The sequence below is a fragment of the Phreatobacter sp. genome, assembly GCF_052440005.1.
GTDB lineage: Bacteria > Pseudomonadota > Alphaproteobacteria > Rhizobiales > Phreatobacteraceae > Phreatobacter.
On sequence record NZ_JBQVQL010000098.1, the window covers coordinates 1 to 15,297 of the forward strand.

Sequence of the window (15,297 nt, forward strand, 5' to 3'; positions counted from 1 at the left end):
TCGTCATGCTGGCCCTGCTGCCCCGGTCGGAGCCACCGGTCGCCGCCAACCGCGGCGATCCCGCCCCGGCCTGGCGCCGTGCCCCGGCCTTCCTCGGCCTCGCCGCCGCCTATTGCGGCGCCGCGGCGGGCTATGTGCCGCATACGATCTTCTTCGTCGACCACGTGGCCCGCGATCTCGGCTTCGGCCTCGCGGTAGGAGGCTGGATCTGGGTGGCGGCAGGCGTCACGGCGGTCCTCGCGCCGATGGTGGCGGGGCTCGCCGCCGACCGGTTCGGCTACGGCCCGGTGCTCCGCGTCATCGTCGCCCTGATGGCGATCGGCGCGGCCATCCCGGCGCTGACCCACAACCTCGTGCTGCTGACGCTCTCGGCCATGATGGCGGGCGGGCTGATGATCGGGCTCGGATCGTCGACGTCCGGGCGGACCCGGGAGATCGTCGGGCCCGCCGCGCATACGGCTGCCTGGGCACTGCAGACCGTCGCCTTCGCGGTGGTACAGGCGGCGGCTGCCTATGGCTTCACGGCGCTGCTCGTCGCGACCGGCAGCCACGCCCTCGTCTTCGCGCTCGCCGGCGCCATCATGGCGGCAGGGCTCGCGCTGGAGCTGACGACGGCCCGGATGAAGCCGCCGGCCTGACGCGTCGAAACGCGAAAGGGCGACCCTACGGCCGCCCTTTCCGTCAGCGCGCCTGAAGGCGCGCCCTTTGCAGTTGCAGCGAGATCAGGCCGCGGCCTGCTCCGGCTTCGCCTGGACCGGACCGGAGTCCTTGCCCTTGGCGTCGACGTCGCGGTCGACGAACTCGATCACCGCCACCGGCGCGTTGTCGCCGTAGCGGAAGCCCGCCTTCAGCACGCGGGTGTAGCCACCCTGGCGCGACTGGTAGCGGGGGCCGAGAACCTCGAAGAGCTTCTTGACCATGCCGAGATCGCGGATCTGCGAGACCGCCTGACGGCGGGCGTGCAGGTCGCCACGCTTGCCGAGCGTCACCAGCTTCTCGACGATCGGACGCAGGTCCTTCGCCTTCGGCAGGGTGGTGACGATCTGCTCGTGCTTGATCAGCGCGGCGCACATGTTGGCGAACATCGCCTGGCGATGCTCGGCCGTGCGGTTGAACTTGCGGTGGGCTTTGCCGTGACGCATCGCCTTGTCCTCCGGTGGATCGCGGACCTCACGGTCGGCGATGAATTGAAAATCAGTAATGGTCCTCGAAGCGCTTGGCGAGCTCTTCGATATTCTCCGGCGGCCAGCCCGTAACCTCCATGCCGAGGTGGAGGCCCATCTGGGCAAGCACTTCCTTGATCTCGTTCAGCGACTTGCGGCCGAAGTTCGGAGTGCGGAGCATTTCCGCCTCGGTCTTCTGGATCAGGTCGCCGATGTAAACGATGTTGTCGTTCTTCAGGCAGTTGGCCGAGCGGACCGACAGCTCGAGCTCGTCGACCTTCTTCAGCAGCGCCGGGTTGAAGGCGAGGTCCGGGATCGACTCCTGGACGACTTCCTTGCGCGGCTCCTCGAAGTTCACGAAGATCTCGAGCTGGTCCTGGAGGATGCGCGCCGCATAGGCGATCGCGTCCTCGGGCGAGACCGAACCGTTGGTCTCCACCGTCAGCGTGAGCTTGTCGTAGTCGAGCACCTGGCCCTCGCGGGTCGGCGAGACCTGGTAGGACACCTTCTTCACCGGCGAGAAGAGGCTGTCGACCGGGATGAGGCCGATCGGCGCATCCTCGGCACGGTTCTTCTCGGAGGGCACGTAGCCCTTGCCGGTGTCGACGGTGAACTCCATGCGGATCGAGGCACCCTCGTCGAGGGTGCAGATCACCAGCTCGGGGTTGAGGATGACGACGTCGCCGACGGTCTGGATGTCGCCGGCGGTGACGACGCCAGGGCCTTCCTTGCGCACGACCATGCGCTTGGGGCCGTCGCCCTGCATCTTGATCGCGATGTCCTTGATGTTCAGGACGATGTCGGTCACGTCCTCACGGACGCCGGGGATGGAGGAGAACTCGTGGAGGACGCCGTCGATCTGGACGGCCGAGACGGCGGCGCCCTGGAGCGAGGACAGGAGGACGCGACGCAGGGCATTGCCGAGGGTGACGCCGAAACCGCGCTCGAGCGGCTCGGCCGTGGCGGTGGCCACGCGCTTCGGGTCATCGCCGGGAACGATGTGAAGCTTCTCCGGCTTGATCAGTTCCTGCCAGTTCTTCTGGATCACGGGTTGTTACCTTCGCTTGGGTCTGGCCGCTGTCTCGTCCCCTGCAGGACCCTGACGGCCGTTTCCCCTCGCCTCGCGGCGGGGGGCGGAAAACCGGGAGGCGCCACAGGCCGCTCCCCGGTTGCGAGAAACAGGAGATGCGTCAGACGCGGCGGCGCTTGCGCGGGCGGCAGCCGTTGTGCGGGATCGGCGTGACGTCACGGATGGAGGTGACGGTGAAGCCGGCGGCCTGGAGGGCGCGGAGCGCCGACTCGCGGCCCGAACCGGGACCCGACACCTCGACCTCGACCGTGCGCATGCCGTGCTCGGAGGCCTTGCGGGCGGCGTCCTCGGCGGCGACCTGGGCGGCGTAGGGGGTCGACTTGCGCGAGCCCTTGAAGCCCATGGTGCCCGACGACGACCAGGCGATCGTGTTGCCCTGGGCGTCGGTGATGGTGATCATCGTGTTGTTGAACGACGCGTTCACGTGGCAGACGCCGGAGGCGATGTTCTTTCGTTCGCGGCGGCGAACGCGGGTGGCTTCCTTGGCCATTCTCTAGTCCTTGTCCTTCAGGCGCGCCCGTAATGCCAGGCGCTCGGGAAATGGTCCGGAGCGCGCGGGGCGCTCCGGGTCACGATCACTTCTTCTTGCCGGCGATCGGCTTCGCCGGACCCTTGCGGGTACGGGCATTGGTGTGCGTGCGCTGGCCGCGGACCGGCAGGCCCTTGCGGTGACGCAGGCCGCGGTAGCAGCCGAGGTCCATGAGACGCTTGATGTTCATCGACACTTCGCGGCGCAGGTCGCCCTCGACCATGTAGTCGCGGTCGATGGTCTCGCGGACAGCCAGGACTTCCTGGTCGGTCAGCTGGTTGACGCGGCGCTCGGCCGGGATCTTGACCTTCTCGCAGATCTCTTCGGCGAACTTCGCGCCGATGCCGTGGATGTACTGCAGCGCGATAACCACGCGCTTGTTAGTCGGGATGTTGACACCCGCGATACGAGCCATGTCTCGTCTCCATGTGATCCGCGTTGCCGCGGTGAGAAATGAAATCCGTGCGTCCGGTGGAGGCCGGCCCCTGCACGGTTGTCCTTGAAACGGTTCGATCCGCCTGCGCAGCAGACGGACCGATGTCACCGTCGATCGGACGAGATGGGGCGCATAGCCCGCCCCCGCCCGAAGGTCAAGCCGAAACTGGCGAAAACCTCAGACTCCGAGGTGTCCAGCGATGGCTTTCGTCACGTCGTCGATCGGCGCCATGCCGTCGACCGTCTTCAGCGCGCCCTTGGAGGCGTAATAGTCGGAGACCGGCGCGGTCTGGGCCCGGTAGGCGTCGAGCCGCTTCTTCAGCGCCTCGGCATTGTCGTCCGCGCGCACCGGCTCGCCGCGCGCCGTCATCTCGGCGACGCGCTTCTCGATGCGTCCCACGAGGATGCCCTCGTCGACCTTGAGCTCGATCACAGCGTCCAGCTTCATGCCGGACTTGGCCAGCATGGCGTCCAGCGCCTCGGCCTGGGCAACCGTGCGCGGAAAGCCGTCGAGGATGAACCCCTTCGCGCAGTCCGGCTCGGCGATCCGATCCTCGATGATGCCGACGACGATCTCGTCCGAGACCAGTTCGCCCCGCGCCATCACGTCCTTGGCCTTGAGGCCGACCGGCGTGCCGTTCTTGACCGCAGCCCTGAGCATGTCACCGGTGGAGAGCTGCACGAGCCCGTGCGTCTCCACCAGACGCTGTGCTTGGGTCCCCTTCCCCGCCCCGGGAGGCCCGAGCAGAATCAGCTTCATCGACGTTTCCCCCTGAGCTGCGACTTCTTGATCAGCCCTTCGTACTGATGGGCCAACAGATAACCCTGGACCTGAGCGACGGTATCGAGCGTCACGGTGACGACGATGAGCAGCGAGGTTCCGCCCAAGAGATAGAAGCTTTGGCCGAGCTGGCCAATCAGCACTTCGGGCAATAGGCAGACCAGGGTGATGTAGGCGGCGCCGATGACCGTGATGCGGGTCAGGACGTAGTCGATGTACTGCGCCGTCTTCTCGCCCGGCCGGATGCCCGGGATGAAGCCGCCATACTTGCGCAGGTTGTCGGCCGTCTCTGTCGGATTGAACACGATGGCCGTGTAGAAGAAGCAGAAGAAGATGATCAGCAGCGCATAGAGCGCCATGAACAGCGGCTGGCCGTGGCCGAGGAGCTGGGCGGTGAGGCGCAGCCATTCCGCCGGATTGGTCTGGAACGACAGGGCCGTGGTCGGCAGCAGCAGCAGCGACGAGGCGAAGATCGGCGGGATGACGCCGGCCGTGTTGAGCTTCAGCGGCAGGTGGGAGGAGTTGCCCTCGAACACCTTGTTGCCCTGCTGGCGCTTTGGATACTGGATCAGCAGCCGCCGCTGGGCGCGCTCGAAGAAGACGATGATGACGATCGTCAGGCCGATGAGAATCAGCAGGCCGAGGAGCAGCGGAGTGGCGATGACGCCCTGGCGACCCAGCTCGAACGCCTGGGCGAGGACGCTGGGCAGCTCGGCGACGATGCCGGCGAAGATGATCAGCGAGATGCCGTTGCCGATGCCGCGCTGGGTGATCTGCTCGCCGAGCCACATCATGAACATGGTGCCGCCGGTCAGCGTGATCACCGTGCTCATGACAAAAAACAGGCCGGGATTGGCGACGACCGTGCCGGAGGACTGCAGGCCGACCGCGATGCCCCAGGACTGGAAAACCGCCAGCACCACGGTGAGGTAGCGCGTGTACTGGTTGATCTGCTTGCGGCCCTGCTCCCCCTCCTTCTTCAGCTTCTCCAGCTCCGGCACCACGGCGGTGAGCAGCTGGATGATGATGGAGGCGGAGATGTAGGGCATGATGTTCAGCGCGAAGATCGCCATGCGCCCGACGGCACCGCCGGCGAAGACGTTGAACATCGCCAGCACGCCCTGGTTGGCGTTGAAGATCTGGCGCAGCGCTTCCGGGTCGATTCCCGGCAGCGGGATATAGGTGCCGAGGCGATAGACCAGCAGCGCGCCGAGGGTGAACCACAGGCGCTTCTTCAGGTCTTCGGCCTTGCCGAAGGCGCCGAAATTCAGATTGGCTGCCAGTTGTTCCGCTGCCGATGCCATGGTGGCTCCGATGCAAGAGGGACGGACGCGTCCATCCGGAAAAGTCGCATTCACTTAACGGCCCGTGGCCGCATCCGCCAGTCCCCCGCGGTCGCAGCGCGGCGCAGGGAACGGGGCTCGTACAGATCAAAAAGGGGCCGGTCCTCGTCGAACCGGCCCCTCGAAGCTTGATCGTCGCGTTCGGCTGGGAGGACCGGCCGGCCGTCAGGCCGCGGCCTCTTCCTTCGCCTTCAGAAGGGTGACGGTGCCGCCCGCCTTCTCGACCGCGGCGACGGCACCGGCGGAGGCGCCGGAAACGGTCAGCTCGATCTTCGCCGTCAGTTCGCCGGTGGCCACGAGGCGGATGCCGTCGCGCGAGCGGCGCAGGACACCGCTCTCGACCAGGGCGGCCTCGTCGATCTTGCCGGCCTTGAGCTTGCCGGAGTCGATCGCGCGCTGGATGCGGGCGAGCGTGACCTCGACGAACGAGAGGCGGAAGATGTTGTTGAAGCCACGCTTCGGCAGGCGACGATGCAACGGCATCTGGCCGCCCTCGAAGCCCTTGATGGCGACGCCGGAGCGCGACTTCTGGCCCTTCACGCCGCGACCGGCGGTCTTGCCCTTGCCGGACCCGATGCCACGACCGACGCGCATCTTGCGATGCGTCGCGCCGTCGTTGTCCTTCATGTCGGTGAGTTTCATGAGATCAATCCACCACTTTCACGAGGTGAGCGACCTTCGCGATCATGCCGCGGACACTCGGGGTGTCCTCCAGCGTGGCGCGGCGGTGCAGCTTGTTGAGCTTCAGACCGACGAGGGTCGCTTCCTGCGACTTCTCGCGGCGGATCGGCGAACCGATCTGCTCGATGGTGACGGTTTTGTTGGCCATGGATCCGATCCTTACGCGTCGCCCTCGCCTTCCTCCTGGCGGCGGGCCTGGAGGACCGACACCTTGAGGCCACGGCGAGCCGCGACGGAGCGCGGGCTGTCCTGGTTCTTCAGCGCGTCGAACGTGGCACGCACCATGTTGTAGGGGTTGGAGGACCCCATCGACTTGGCGACCACGTCGGCCATGCCGAGCGTTTCGAAGACGGCGCGCATCGGACCGCCGGCGATGATGCCGGTACCGGCCGGAGCGGCGCGCAGAATGACCTTGCCGGCGCCGTGGCGACCGTGCACGTCGTGATGGAGGGTGCGGCCCTCGCGCAGGGCGACACGGATGAAGCCGCGCTTGGCGGATTCGGTCGCCTTGCGGATCGCCTCAGGCACCTCGCGGGCCTTGCCGTGGCCGAAGCCAACGCGGCCCTTCTGGTCGCCGACCACGACGAGTGCAGCGAAACCGAAGCGCTTGCCGCCCTTCACCGTCTTCGAGACACGGTTGATGTGCACGAGCTTGTCGGTGAATTCGCTGTCGCGCTCTTCGCGGTTGCGCTCGCGTTCACGTTCCCGAGCCATGTTCTGTCCTTTCGGCGGTGAGAACCGCCCGTATCCGTTAGAAGCTCAGGCCGCCCTCGCGGGCGCCGTCGGCGAGCGCCTTGACGCGCCCGTGATAGAGATAGGCCCCGCGGTCGAAGACCACGGTGGAAACCCCGGCCTGCACCGCGCGCTCGGCGACGAGCTTGCCGACGGCGGATGCCGCGGCCTGATCGGCGCCGGTCTTCAGTGCGGACTTGAGGTCCTTCTCCAGTGACGAGGCACTCGCAACCGTCACGCCATTCGCGTCGTCGATGATCTGCGCATAGATATGCTTCGACGAACGGAAGACGCTCAGCCGCGGACGCCCATTCGCCGTCGAGCGCAGGGCCCGACGGACACGCGCCCTGCGACGCTCCGTTGCATCCTTAAATTTGGCCATAGCCAGCTCCTTTGATCGGACGCGCCCCCGAAAGGACAGCGCCCCGGAAGACGGACGGGCCCCGAACCCGGGGCCGTCGCCTTACTTCTTCTTGCCTTCCTTGCGGAAGATGAACTCGCCCGCGTAGCGGACGCCCTTGCCCTTGTAGGGCTCCGGACCGCGGTAGTCGCGGATCTCGGCGGCGACCTGGCCCACCTGCTGCTTGTCGTTGCCGGAGATGACGATCTCGGTCGGCTTCGGGGTCGCAATGGTGATGCCTTCCGGCACGGGATAGTTGATGTCGTGGCTGTAGCCAAGGGCGAGGTTCAGCACCTTGCCCTGGGCGGCAGCGCGGTAACCGACGCCGGTGATCTCGAGCTTCTTCTCGAAGCCCTTGCTCACGCCGACGGCCAGGTTGGAGACGCGGGTGCGGGCCATGCCCCACATGGAGCGGGCGCGCTTGCCCTGGTCGCGCGGGTCCACCTTGACCACGTTGCCGTCCATCTTGACGACGACGTCATCGGGGCAGGTGAACGAGAGCTCACCCTTCGGACCCTTCATCTTCACGGTCTGGCCAGACACCTGGGCGGTGACGCCCTGCGGCAGGTCGACCGGCTTCTTACCGATACGAGACATTGGATATCGTCCTTTGTCGTGAGGGAGCCCTGCCAGGTCAGAAGACCGTGCAGAGCACCTCCCCGCCTACATTCTGTTCCCGCGCATCGTGGTCGGCCATCACGCCCTTGGGGGTCGAGATGATCGTGATGCCGAGACCGTTGGACACGCGCGGCGTGTTGCCGACGCCGGCATAGACCCGGCGGCCAGGCTTGGAGACGCGCGCGATTTCGCGGATGACCGGCTCACCGTCGAAATACTTGAGCTCGATCTCGAATTCCGAACGACCGTTCGGATGCGTGACGGTCATGTAGTCGCGGATGTAGCCTTCGGACTTGAGCACCTCGAGCACGCGGGCACGCAGCTTCGAGCCCGGCGTCAGGACGCGGGTCTTGCGGCGCATCTGCGCGTTGCGGATGCGGGTCAGCATATCGCCGAGCGGATCGTTGAGAGCCATGATCTGTCTCCTCTCACCAGCTCGACTTCACGAGGCCCGGAACGAGCCCCTTGTTGCCGAGGTCACGCAGAGCCACGCGGCTCATGCCGAGCTTGCGATAGAACGCCCGCGGACGGCCGGTGACTTCGCAACGGTTCTTGATGCGGACCTTGGCGCCATTGCGCGGCAGGCTCGCAAGCTTCACGGTGGCCGCGAAACGCTCCTCGATGGAGATCGACTGGTCCATCACGGTCGCCTTCAGCGCAGCGCGCTTCTTGGCGTCCCGCGCGACCAGAGCGCGGCGGTGGTTGTTCTTTTCGATGGAGCTCTTCTTCGCCATCGGTTTCTCCTGGTTTCCGCGTCTGAGACGGGCTTCTAGTTCAAGAAACCCGGCTCACTGCCGGAACGGGAAGTTGAAGGCCTTGAGGAGAGCACGGGCTTCCTCGTCGGTCTTGGCGGTGGTGCACACGATGATGTCCATGCCCCACATCTGATCCACCTTGTCATAGGAGATCTCGGGGAACACGACGTGCTCCTTCAGGCCCATGGCGAAGTTGCCACGGCCGTCGAAGCTCTTCGGGTTGAGGCCGCGGAAGTCCCGGACGCGCGGGAGCGCGATCGTGACCAGGCGGTCGAGGAACTCGTACATGCGCTGCTTGCGGAGGGTGACCTTGCAGCCCAGCGGCATGTTCTCGCGAACCTTGAAGTTCGAGATGGCCTGGCGGGCCCGGGTGATGACCGGCTTCTGACCGGTGATCAGCGCGAGATCCGCGGCGGCGACCGTCGCCTTCTTGGAATCGGCGGTGGATTCGCCGACGCCCATGTTGACGACGATCTTCTCGATCTGCGGGATCTCGAAGGGGTTCTTGTAGCCGAACTCCTCCGCCAGCTTCTGCCGGACCACGCTGTCATAATGCGCCTTGAGGCGCGGGGTGTAAGCCGCCTCAGCCATCGATCGTCTCCCCGGACTTCTTGGCCACGCGCACCTTCTTGCCGTCGGCGAGGACCTTGAAGCCGATACGGGTCGGCTCGCCGGTCTTCGGGTCGGCATAGGCCAGGTTCGACAGATGGATCGGGCTCTCCTTGGAGATGATCCCGCCTTCCGTCGTCTGGCTCTGGCGCTGATGGCGCTTCACGATATTGACGCCGCGCACGAGGGCCCGGCCCTCGGTCGGCATGACCTGGATCACTTCACCGGTGCGACCCTTGTCGCGGCCGGTGAGGACGACGACCTTGTCGCCCTTCTTGATCTTCGCAGCCATCACAGCACCTCCGGCGCGAGCGAGATGATCTTCATGTGGTTCTTGGCGCGCAGCTCGCGCGGAACCGGTCCGAAGATACGGGTGCCGATCGGCTCCTTCTGATTGTTGATCAGAACGGCCGCATTGCGGTCGAAGCGGATCACCGAGCCGTCGATGCGGCGGATGTCCTTGGCGGTCCGAACGACGACCGCCTTCATGACGTCGCCCTTCTTCACGCGGCCGCGCGGAATCGCTTCCTTCACCGACACCACGATGATGTCGCCGACATGGGCGTAACGACGCTTGGCGCCACCGAGCACCTTGATGCACATGACGCGGCGTGCGCCCGAATTATCCGCCACGTCGAGATTGGTTTGCATCTGGATCATGACGCAACCTCTTCCTTTCGCGCCCGTCTCGGGTCTCCCCGACGGCGGCGCGCTGTTCTAACGATCACCGAAAGCTCACGCCTTCGGCAGCACGACCCAACGCTTCAGCTTCGACAGGGGCTTGCCCTCCTCGATGCTCACCACGTCGCCCGTCTTGAAGGCGTTGCCTTCATCGTGGGCGTGATAGTTCTTGGTGCGACGCACCGTCTTCTTGAGCAGCGGATGGGTGAAGCGACGCTCCACCTTCACCACGACCGTCTTGTCCTGCTTGTCGCTGACGACGATGCCCTCGAGCACACGCTTCGGCATATGCCCTCTCCTTACTTCTTCTCGGCGCGCTTCTGCGCGGCGATGGTCTTGACGCGGGCGATGTCGCGGCGGACCTGGCGGACGCGCGCGACGTTCTCGAGCTGACCGGTGGCCTTCTGGAAGCGCAGGTTGAACTGCTCCTTCTTCAGGTCACCGAGCTGGCCCTCGAGCTCGTCGAGGGTCTTGGTCCGGATCTCTTCGGCCTTCATGACCCTCTCCTCACTCGGCGATGCGCTGGACGAAGCGCGTCTTGATCGGCAGCTTGGCAGCGGCCAGTTCAAGAGCCTTCTTGGCGACCTCGACGGGCACGCCGTCGAGCTCGAACATGATGCGGCCAGGCGCGACCTTGGCGGCCCAGTACTCGTTGGCACCCTTGCCGGAGCCCATGCGGACCTCGGCGGGCTTCTTCGAGACCGGAACGTCCGGGAAGATGCGGATCCAGACACGGCCGGCACGCTTCATCTCGCGGGTCATGGCGCGACGGGCGGCCTCGATCTGGCGCGCGGTGATGCGCTCCGGCTCCATGGCCTTGAGGCCGAACTGGCCGAAGTTCAGGTCCGTACCGCCCTTCGCAGCGCCGCTGATGCGACCCTTGAACTGCTTACGGAACTTGGTTTTCTTGGGCTGAAGCATGGTTCTAGACCTTCATCCTCACGCCGCGTCGCGGTCTTGGCCGCGGGAACGGCGGGTCGATCCCTCGCCCTCGGACAGCTTCCTGTCCTGGGCCATCGGATCGTGCTCCATGATCTCGCCCTTGAAGATCCACACCTTGACGCCGCACGTCCCGTAGGTCGTGAAGGCCGTGGCAACGCCGTAGTCGACGTCGGCACGCAGGGTGTGCAGCGGCACGCGGCCTTCGCGATACCACTCGAGGCGGGCGATCTCGGCGCCGCCGAGGCGGCCCGAGCAGTTGATGCGGATGCCCTCGGCGCCCAGACGCATGGCCGACTGAACGGCACGCTTCATGGCACGACGGAAGGCGACGCGACGCTCGAGCTGCTGGGCGATCGACTCGGCCACCAGGGTCGCGTCGGTCTCGGGCTTGCGGATCTCGACGATGTTGATGACGACTTCGGCGTCGGTCATCTTCGAGACGGCCTTCTTCAGCTTGTCGATGTCGGCGCCCTTCTTGCCGATCACGATGCCCGGGCGAGCCGAGTGGACCGTGACGCGGCACTTGCGGTGCGGACGCTCGATGACGATCTTCGACACCGCCGCCTGCTTCAGGAGCTTCATCAGCTCACGGCGGATCTTGAGATCCTCGTGGAGCAGCTTGCCGTACTCGCCCTTGTTGGCGAACCAGCGCGAATCCCAGGTGCGGTTGATGCCGAGGCGGAAACCGATCGGATTGTTCTTCTGACCCATCGTTCTCTCCTCAGGCCTTGGCTTCCTCGACCTGACGAACGACGATCGTCAGGTGCGAGAACGGCTTTTCGATCCGGGCGCCGCGACCGCGGGCACGGGCGTGGAAGCGCTTGAGCACGAAGGCCTTGCCGACATGGGCCTCGGCGACGATCAGATCGTCGACGTCGAGGTCATGGTTGTTCTCGGCGTTGGCGATCGCGCTCTCGAGGCACTTCTTCACGTCGTTGGCGATCCGCTTGCGCGAGAACTCCAGATCGGCGAGCGCGGTGTCGACCGGCTTGCCGCGGATGAGCGCGGCAACCAGGTTCAGCTTGCGCGGCGAGACGCGAAGCATGCGGGCGACCGCCTTGGCTTCGTTGTCGCTGAGGGCGCGGGGTGTTGCGGGCTTACCCATGGCTCACTTCCGCTTCGCTTTTTTGTCGGCCGCATGGCCGTAGAAGGTGCGGGTCGGCGAGAACTCGCCGAACTTGTGGCCGACCATCTCCTCGGTGACCTGCACCGGGACATGCTTCTGACCGTTGTAGACGCCGAAGGTCAGCCCCACGAAATGGGGGAGGATCGTGGAGCGACGGCTCCAGATCTTGACGACCTCGTGACGGCCCGACGAGCGGGCTGCCTCGGCCTTCTTCAGGAGGTATCCGTCGACGAACGGACCTTTCCAGACGGAACGTGCCATGACGGGCCTCTGTTACTTCTTCTTCGAATGACGGCTCGCCAAGATGAACTTGTCGGTCCGCTTGTTCGAACGAGTCTTCTTGCCCTTGGTCGGGAAGCCCCAGGGCGTGACGGGATGACGGCCACCGGAGGTGCGGCCTTCGCCGCCGCCGTGCGGATGGTCGATCGGGTTCATGGCGACGCCGCGGTTGTGCGAGCGCCAGCCGAGCCAGCGGTTACGACCGGCCTTGCCGATCGAAACGTTCATGTGGTCCGGGTTCGACACCGCGCCGATCGAGGCGAGGCAGCGGCCGTGGACCAGACGCTGTTCGCCGGAGTTGAGGCGAAGGATGACGTATCCCTCGTCGCGACCGACGATCTGGGCGTAGGTGCCGGCGGAACGGGCGACCGCGCCGCCCTTGCCGATCTTGAGCTCGACGTTGTGCACGATCGTGCCGACCGGGATGTTGGCGATCGGCATGGCGTTGCCAGGCTTCACGTCGGCGCTCTCGGCCGAGATGACGCTGTCGCCGACAGCCAGGCGCTGCGGCGCCAGGATGTAGGAGAGCTCGCCGTCGGCATACTTGATCAGCGCAATGAACGCCGAACGGTTCGGATCATACTCGATCCGCTCCACGACAGCCGCCATGTCCGTCTTGCGCCGCTTGAAGTCGACGAGACGGTAGGAGCGCTTGTGACCACCGCCGCGGAAGCGGGAGGTGATGCGGCCGAGGTTGTTACGGCCGCCGCTCGAGGACTTGCCCTCGGTCAGGGTCTTGACCGGCTTGCCCTTGTAGAGGTCGGAACGGTCGACCAGGACGAGCTGACGGAGGCCCGGCGTGATCGGCTTGAAGGTCTTGAGTGCCATGGTTTACCCCTCGCCTCACAGACCGGTCGTGATGTCGATGGAGTGGCCCTCGGCGAGGGTCACGACCGCCTTCTTCACGTCCGACCGCTGGCCGAGCATGCCCTTGAAACGCTTGGTCTTGCCCTTCTGGACGAGCGTGTTGACGCTCTTGACCTTGACGTCGAACAGCTTCTCCACCGCCGCCTTGATCTGCGGCTTGGTGGCTTCCATGGCCACCTTGAAGACGACCTGGTTGTTTTCGGCGACCAGCGAGCCCTTCTCGGTGATCAGCGGCGCCTTGATGACGTCGTAGTGACGCGGATCGACGGTGCTCATTTGAAGCGCGCCTCCAGTGCGTCGACGGCCGCCCGGGTCAGGACCAGGGTGTTCCGGCGCATGATGTCGTAGACGTTGATGCCCTGGACGGGGAGGACATCGACGAGCGGGATGTTGCGGGCCGCGAGCGCGAAGTTCTTGTCGACCTCGGCACCGTCGATGATCAGAACGCTCTTGAAGCCCAGCTTCTCGAACTGCGCCTTCAGCGACTTGGTCTTCGCCGCGTCCGTGGAGGCCTTCTCCAGCACCACGATCGAGCCGGCCTTCACCTTGGTGGAGAGGGCATGCTTCAGACCGAGAGCGCGGACCTTCTTCGGAAGATCGTGCTCGTGGGAGCGCGGGGTCGGACCGAAGGAGCGGCCGCCGCCGCGGAAGAGGTTGGCACGCGCGGAGGAGTGACGGGCCGAGCCCGTGCCCTTCTGCTTGTACATCTTCTTGCCGGTGCGGTGGATCTCGGCGCGGTTCTTCACGTCGTGGGTGCCGGCGCGGCGCTTGGCGAGCTGCCAGCGCACCACGCGGTGGAGGATGTCGGCACGGGGCTCGAGGCCGAAGATCTCATCGGAGAGATCGACGGAACCGGCGTCGGCGCCTTCCAGGGTCTTGATTGTCAGTTTCATCTCAACCCTCCGTGGTTTCGGCGGCGGCGGCGGGAGCGGCATCGGCGCCCGGCAGCTTGAAGCCACCCGGGAGCGGAGCCTCCTTCGGCAGCGGCTTCTTCACCGCGTCGCGAACCAGGATCCAGCCACCCTTCGAGCCGGGGACGGCGCCCTCGACCATGATCACGCCGCGCTCCACGTCGGTGCGCACGACCTTGAGGTTCTGCGTGGTGACGCGCACGTCGCCCATGTGGCCGGCCATGCGCTTGTTCTTGAAGACCTTGCCCGGGTCCTGGCGGTTGCCGGTCGAACCGTGGGAACGGTGCGAGACGGAGACGCCGTGGGTGGCGCGAAGGCCGCCGAAGTTATGGCGCTTCATGGCGCCGGCGAAGCCCTTGCCCTGGCTGGTGCCCGTCACGTCGACGAACTGGCCGGGGATGAAGTGGTCTGCGGAGAAACGCGCGCCGACCGGCACGATTTCCTTCTCACCCACGCGGAACTCGACGATCTCATGCTTCGGCTCGACCTTGGCGACGGCGAAGTGGCCACGCTGGGCCTTCGTCGTGTTCTTCACCTTGGCGAGGCCGGCACCGAGCTGCAGGGCCAGGTAGCCGTCCCGCTCCGCCGTGCGGTGGGCGACGACCTGGCAGTCGTCCAGCAGGAGAACCGTCACGGGGACGTGTTCGCCGCCATCGGTGAAGATGCGGGTCATCCCCATCTTCTTGGCAATCACACCGGAACGCATCGCGCGCATTCCTCGTTTTGGGGTCGTCCGCGCCCGCCTTGGCGGACCGGAGAGGACCCGGGTTCAACGTGAGATGCGCCGCTCAGCGGTGCATCGGCATATTCGTCGCCAGGCCGTCATCGGCCTGTCGCAGGACTCAGAGCTTGATCTCGACGTCGACACCGGCGGCCAGGTCGAGCTTCATCAGCGCGTCCACGGTCTGCGGGGTCGGGTCCACGATGTCGAGAAGCCGCTTGTGGGTGCGGATCTCGAACTGCTCGCGCGACTTCTTGTCGATGTGCGGCGAGCGGTTCACCGTGAACTTCTCGATCCGCGTCGGCAGCGGGATCGGCCCGCGGACCTGGGCCCCGGTGCGCTTCGCCGTGTTGACGATCTCGCGCGTCGAGGTGTCCAGGACCCGATGGTCGAACGCCTTGAGGCGGATCCGGATGTTCTGGTTCATGGGTTCGCCCCTTTAAGGCAAAGCGAAGGGAACGCACGGCGGGCCGCGCGTCCCCGGGAAAACGAAATCACTCGATGATGGTGGCGACGACGCCGGCGCCGACGGTGCGGCCGCCCTCACGGATGGCGAAGCGCAGCTTCTCCTCCATGGCGATCGGCACGATCAGGCTCACCGTCATGGCGATGTTGTCGCCCGGCATCACCATCT

General features: G+C 65.8%; 28 protein-coding genes and 1 pseudogene. 1 reads left to right on the plus strand and 28 read right to left on the minus strand.

Translation table 11 applies throughout. The annotated features are described in order from the left end of the window. On the plus strand, positions 1–638 hold a 638-nt coding region (locus tag ACT6XY_RS19065), incomplete at its 5' end, for a YbfB/YjiJ family MFS transporter (protein ID WP_444749902.1). An 84-nt stretch (positions 639–722) separates the two neighbouring features. Here the strand turns inward: ACT6XY_RS19065 and rplQ are convergent. From rplQ to tuf, 28 genes and pseudogenes are all read right to left on the minus strand, one after another. Next, complete coding sequence (gene rplQ / locus ACT6XY_RS19070; protein ID WP_106748034.1) at positions 723–1,142, minus strand: 50S ribosomal protein L17; 420 nt, start codon at positions 1,140–1,142, stop codon at positions 723–725. 52 nt (positions 1,143–1,194) lie between these two features. Then, positions 1,195–2,211, minus strand: coding sequence for a DNA-directed RNA polymerase subunit alpha (locus ACT6XY_RS19075; protein WP_106748033.1), 1,017 nt, complete (start codon positions 2,209–2,211; stop codon positions 1,195–1,197). Between the two features lie 142 nt (positions 2,212–2,353). After that, positions 2,354–2,743, minus strand: a complete 390-nt coding sequence (rpsK, locus tag ACT6XY_RS19080; RefSeq protein WP_293424902.1) for a 30S ribosomal protein S11 — start codon at positions 2,741–2,743, stop codon at positions 2,354–2,356. Between the two features lie 85 nt (positions 2,744–2,828). Further along, entirely contained in the window at positions 2,829–3,197 is a 369-nt protein-coding gene (rpsM, locus tag ACT6XY_RS19085) for a 30S ribosomal protein S13 (protein ID WP_444749903.1), read from the minus strand. A 198-nt stretch (positions 3,198–3,395) separates the two neighbouring features. Beyond that, the gene (locus ACT6XY_RS19090) at positions 3,396–3,977 is read right to left on the minus strand and encodes an adenylate kinase (protein WP_444749904.1); all 582 of its coding nucleotides are present in this window, start codon (positions 3,975–3,977) and stop codon (positions 3,396–3,398) included. After that, positions 3,974–5,302, minus strand: coding sequence for a preprotein translocase subunit SecY (secY, locus tag ACT6XY_RS19095; RefSeq protein WP_444749905.1), 1,329 nt, complete (start codon positions 5,300–5,302; stop codon positions 3,974–3,976). The genes ACT6XY_RS19090 and secY overlap by 4 nt, the downstream gene beginning before the upstream one ends. Before the next feature lie 204 nt (positions 5,303–5,506). Beyond that, complete coding sequence (gene rplO, locus ACT6XY_RS19100) at positions 5,507–5,983, minus strand: 50S ribosomal protein L15 (protein WP_444749906.1); 477 nt, start codon at positions 5,981–5,983, stop codon at positions 5,507–5,509. A gap of 4 nt (positions 5,984–5,987) precedes the next feature. Next, on the minus strand, positions 5,988–6,170 hold the full coding sequence (rpmD, locus tag ACT6XY_RS19105; RefSeq protein ID WP_444749907.1) for a 50S ribosomal protein L30: 183 nt from the start codon (positions 6,168–6,170) through the stop codon (positions 5,988–5,990). Between the two features lie 11 nt (positions 6,171–6,181). After that, entirely contained in the window at positions 6,182–6,736 is a 555-nt protein-coding gene (gene rpsE, locus ACT6XY_RS19110; protein WP_106748026.1) for a 30S ribosomal protein S5, read from the minus strand. Positions 6,737–6,773: 37 nt separating this feature from the next. After that, the gene (gene rplR / locus ACT6XY_RS19115; protein WP_444749908.1) at positions 6,774–7,136 is read right to left on the minus strand and encodes a 50S ribosomal protein L18; all 363 of its coding nucleotides are present in this window, start codon (positions 7,134–7,136) and stop codon (positions 6,774–6,776) included. A gap of 81 nt (positions 7,137–7,217) precedes the next feature. Beyond that, positions 7,218–7,751, minus strand: coding sequence for a 50S ribosomal protein L6 (rplF, locus tag ACT6XY_RS19120; protein WP_444749909.1), 534 nt, complete (start codon positions 7,749–7,751; stop codon positions 7,218–7,220). Between the two features lie 37 nt (positions 7,752–7,788). Next, positions 7,789–8,187 (minus strand): 30S ribosomal protein S8, encoded by a 399-nt coding sequence (gene rpsH, locus ACT6XY_RS19125; protein ID WP_444749910.1) that lies wholly within the window; start codon positions 8,185–8,187, stop codon positions 7,789–7,791. A gap of 13 nt (positions 8,188–8,200) precedes the next feature. Beyond that, a complete protein-coding gene (rpsN, locus tag ACT6XY_RS19130) occupies positions 8,201–8,506 on the minus strand; it encodes a 30S ribosomal protein S14 (protein ID WP_106748022.1) in 306 nt (101 codons plus the stop codon). 54 nt (positions 8,507–8,560) lie between these two features. Beyond that, a complete protein-coding gene (rplE, locus tag ACT6XY_RS19135; RefSeq protein ID WP_106748021.1) occupies positions 8,561–9,118 on the minus strand; it encodes a 50S ribosomal protein L5 in 558 nt (185 codons plus the stop codon). Beyond that, positions 9,111–9,428 (minus strand): 50S ribosomal protein L24, encoded by a 318-nt coding sequence (rplX, locus tag ACT6XY_RS19140; protein WP_444749911.1) that lies wholly within the window; start codon positions 9,426–9,428, stop codon positions 9,111–9,113. The genes rplE and rplX overlap by 8 nt, the downstream gene beginning before the upstream one ends. Further along, positions 9,428–9,796: a 50S ribosomal protein L14 gene (gene rplN / locus ACT6XY_RS19145; RefSeq protein WP_106748019.1), complete on the minus strand. Its 369-nt coding sequence runs from the start codon at positions 9,794–9,796 to the stop codon at positions 9,428–9,430. Before rplN ends, rplX begins: the two co-directional genes overlap by 1 nt. A gap of 75 nt (positions 9,797–9,871) precedes the next feature. Then, positions 9,872–10,105 carry a 30S ribosomal protein S17 gene (rpsQ, locus tag ACT6XY_RS19150; protein WP_106748018.1) on the minus strand — a complete coding sequence of 78 codons (234 nt, stop codon included), beginning with the start codon at positions 10,103–10,105 and terminating at the stop codon, positions 9,872–9,874. A gap of 11 nt (positions 10,106–10,116) precedes the next feature. Further along, positions 10,117–10,314 carry a 50S ribosomal protein L29 gene (gene rpmC / locus ACT6XY_RS19155; RefSeq protein WP_106748017.1) on the minus strand — a complete coding sequence of 66 codons (198 nt, stop codon included), beginning with the start codon at positions 10,312–10,314 and terminating at the stop codon, positions 10,117–10,119. 10 nt (positions 10,315–10,324) lie between these two features. Further along, positions 10,325–10,738: a 50S ribosomal protein L16 gene (rplP, locus tag ACT6XY_RS19160; RefSeq protein WP_106748016.1), complete on the minus strand. Its 414-nt coding sequence runs from the start codon at positions 10,736–10,738 to the stop codon at positions 10,325–10,327. Positions 10,739–10,756: 18 nt separating this feature from the next. Then, positions 10,757–11,470, minus strand: coding sequence for a 30S ribosomal protein S3 (rpsC, locus tag ACT6XY_RS19165; protein ID WP_444749912.1), 714 nt, complete (start codon positions 11,468–11,470; stop codon positions 10,757–10,759). 10 nt (positions 11,471–11,480) lie between these two features. Beyond that, a complete protein-coding gene (gene rplV / locus ACT6XY_RS19170; RefSeq protein WP_106748014.1) occupies positions 11,481–11,864 on the minus strand; it encodes a 50S ribosomal protein L22 in 384 nt (127 codons plus the stop codon). Positions 11,865–11,867: 3 nt separating this feature from the next. Next, positions 11,868–12,146: a 30S ribosomal protein S19 gene (rpsS, locus tag ACT6XY_RS19175; protein WP_106748013.1), complete on the minus strand. Its 279-nt coding sequence runs from the start codon at positions 12,144–12,146 to the stop codon at positions 11,868–11,870. A 12-nt stretch (positions 12,147–12,158) separates the two neighbouring features. Then, a complete protein-coding gene (gene rplB / locus ACT6XY_RS19180; RefSeq protein WP_444749913.1) occupies positions 12,159–12,992 on the minus strand; it encodes a 50S ribosomal protein L2 in 834 nt (277 codons plus the stop codon). Between the two features lie 15 nt (positions 12,993–13,007). Further along, positions 13,008–13,307 (minus strand): 50S ribosomal protein L23, encoded by a 300-nt coding sequence (locus tag ACT6XY_RS19185; RefSeq protein ID WP_305575755.1) that lies wholly within the window; start codon positions 13,305–13,307, stop codon positions 13,008–13,010. Further along, entirely contained in the window at positions 13,304–13,924 is a 621-nt protein-coding gene (gene rplD / locus ACT6XY_RS19190) for a 50S ribosomal protein L4 (protein WP_444749914.1), read from the minus strand. The genes ACT6XY_RS19185 and rplD overlap by 4 nt, the downstream gene beginning before the upstream one ends. A 1-nt stretch (position 13,925) precedes the next feature. Beyond that, a complete protein-coding gene (gene rplC, locus ACT6XY_RS19195) occupies positions 13,926–14,648 on the minus strand; it encodes a 50S ribosomal protein L3 (RefSeq protein ID WP_444749915.1) in 723 nt (240 codons plus the stop codon). A 136-nt stretch (positions 14,649–14,784) separates the two neighbouring features. Continuing rightward, positions 14,785–15,090: a 30S ribosomal protein S10 gene (gene rpsJ / locus ACT6XY_RS19200; protein ID WP_106748008.1), complete on the minus strand. Its 306-nt coding sequence runs from the start codon at positions 15,088–15,090 to the stop codon at positions 14,785–14,787. 67 nt (positions 15,091–15,157) lie between these two features. Beyond that, positions 15,158–15,297: pseudogene (gene tuf, locus ACT6XY_RS19205) on the minus strand (elongation factor Tu); the annotation flags it as partial.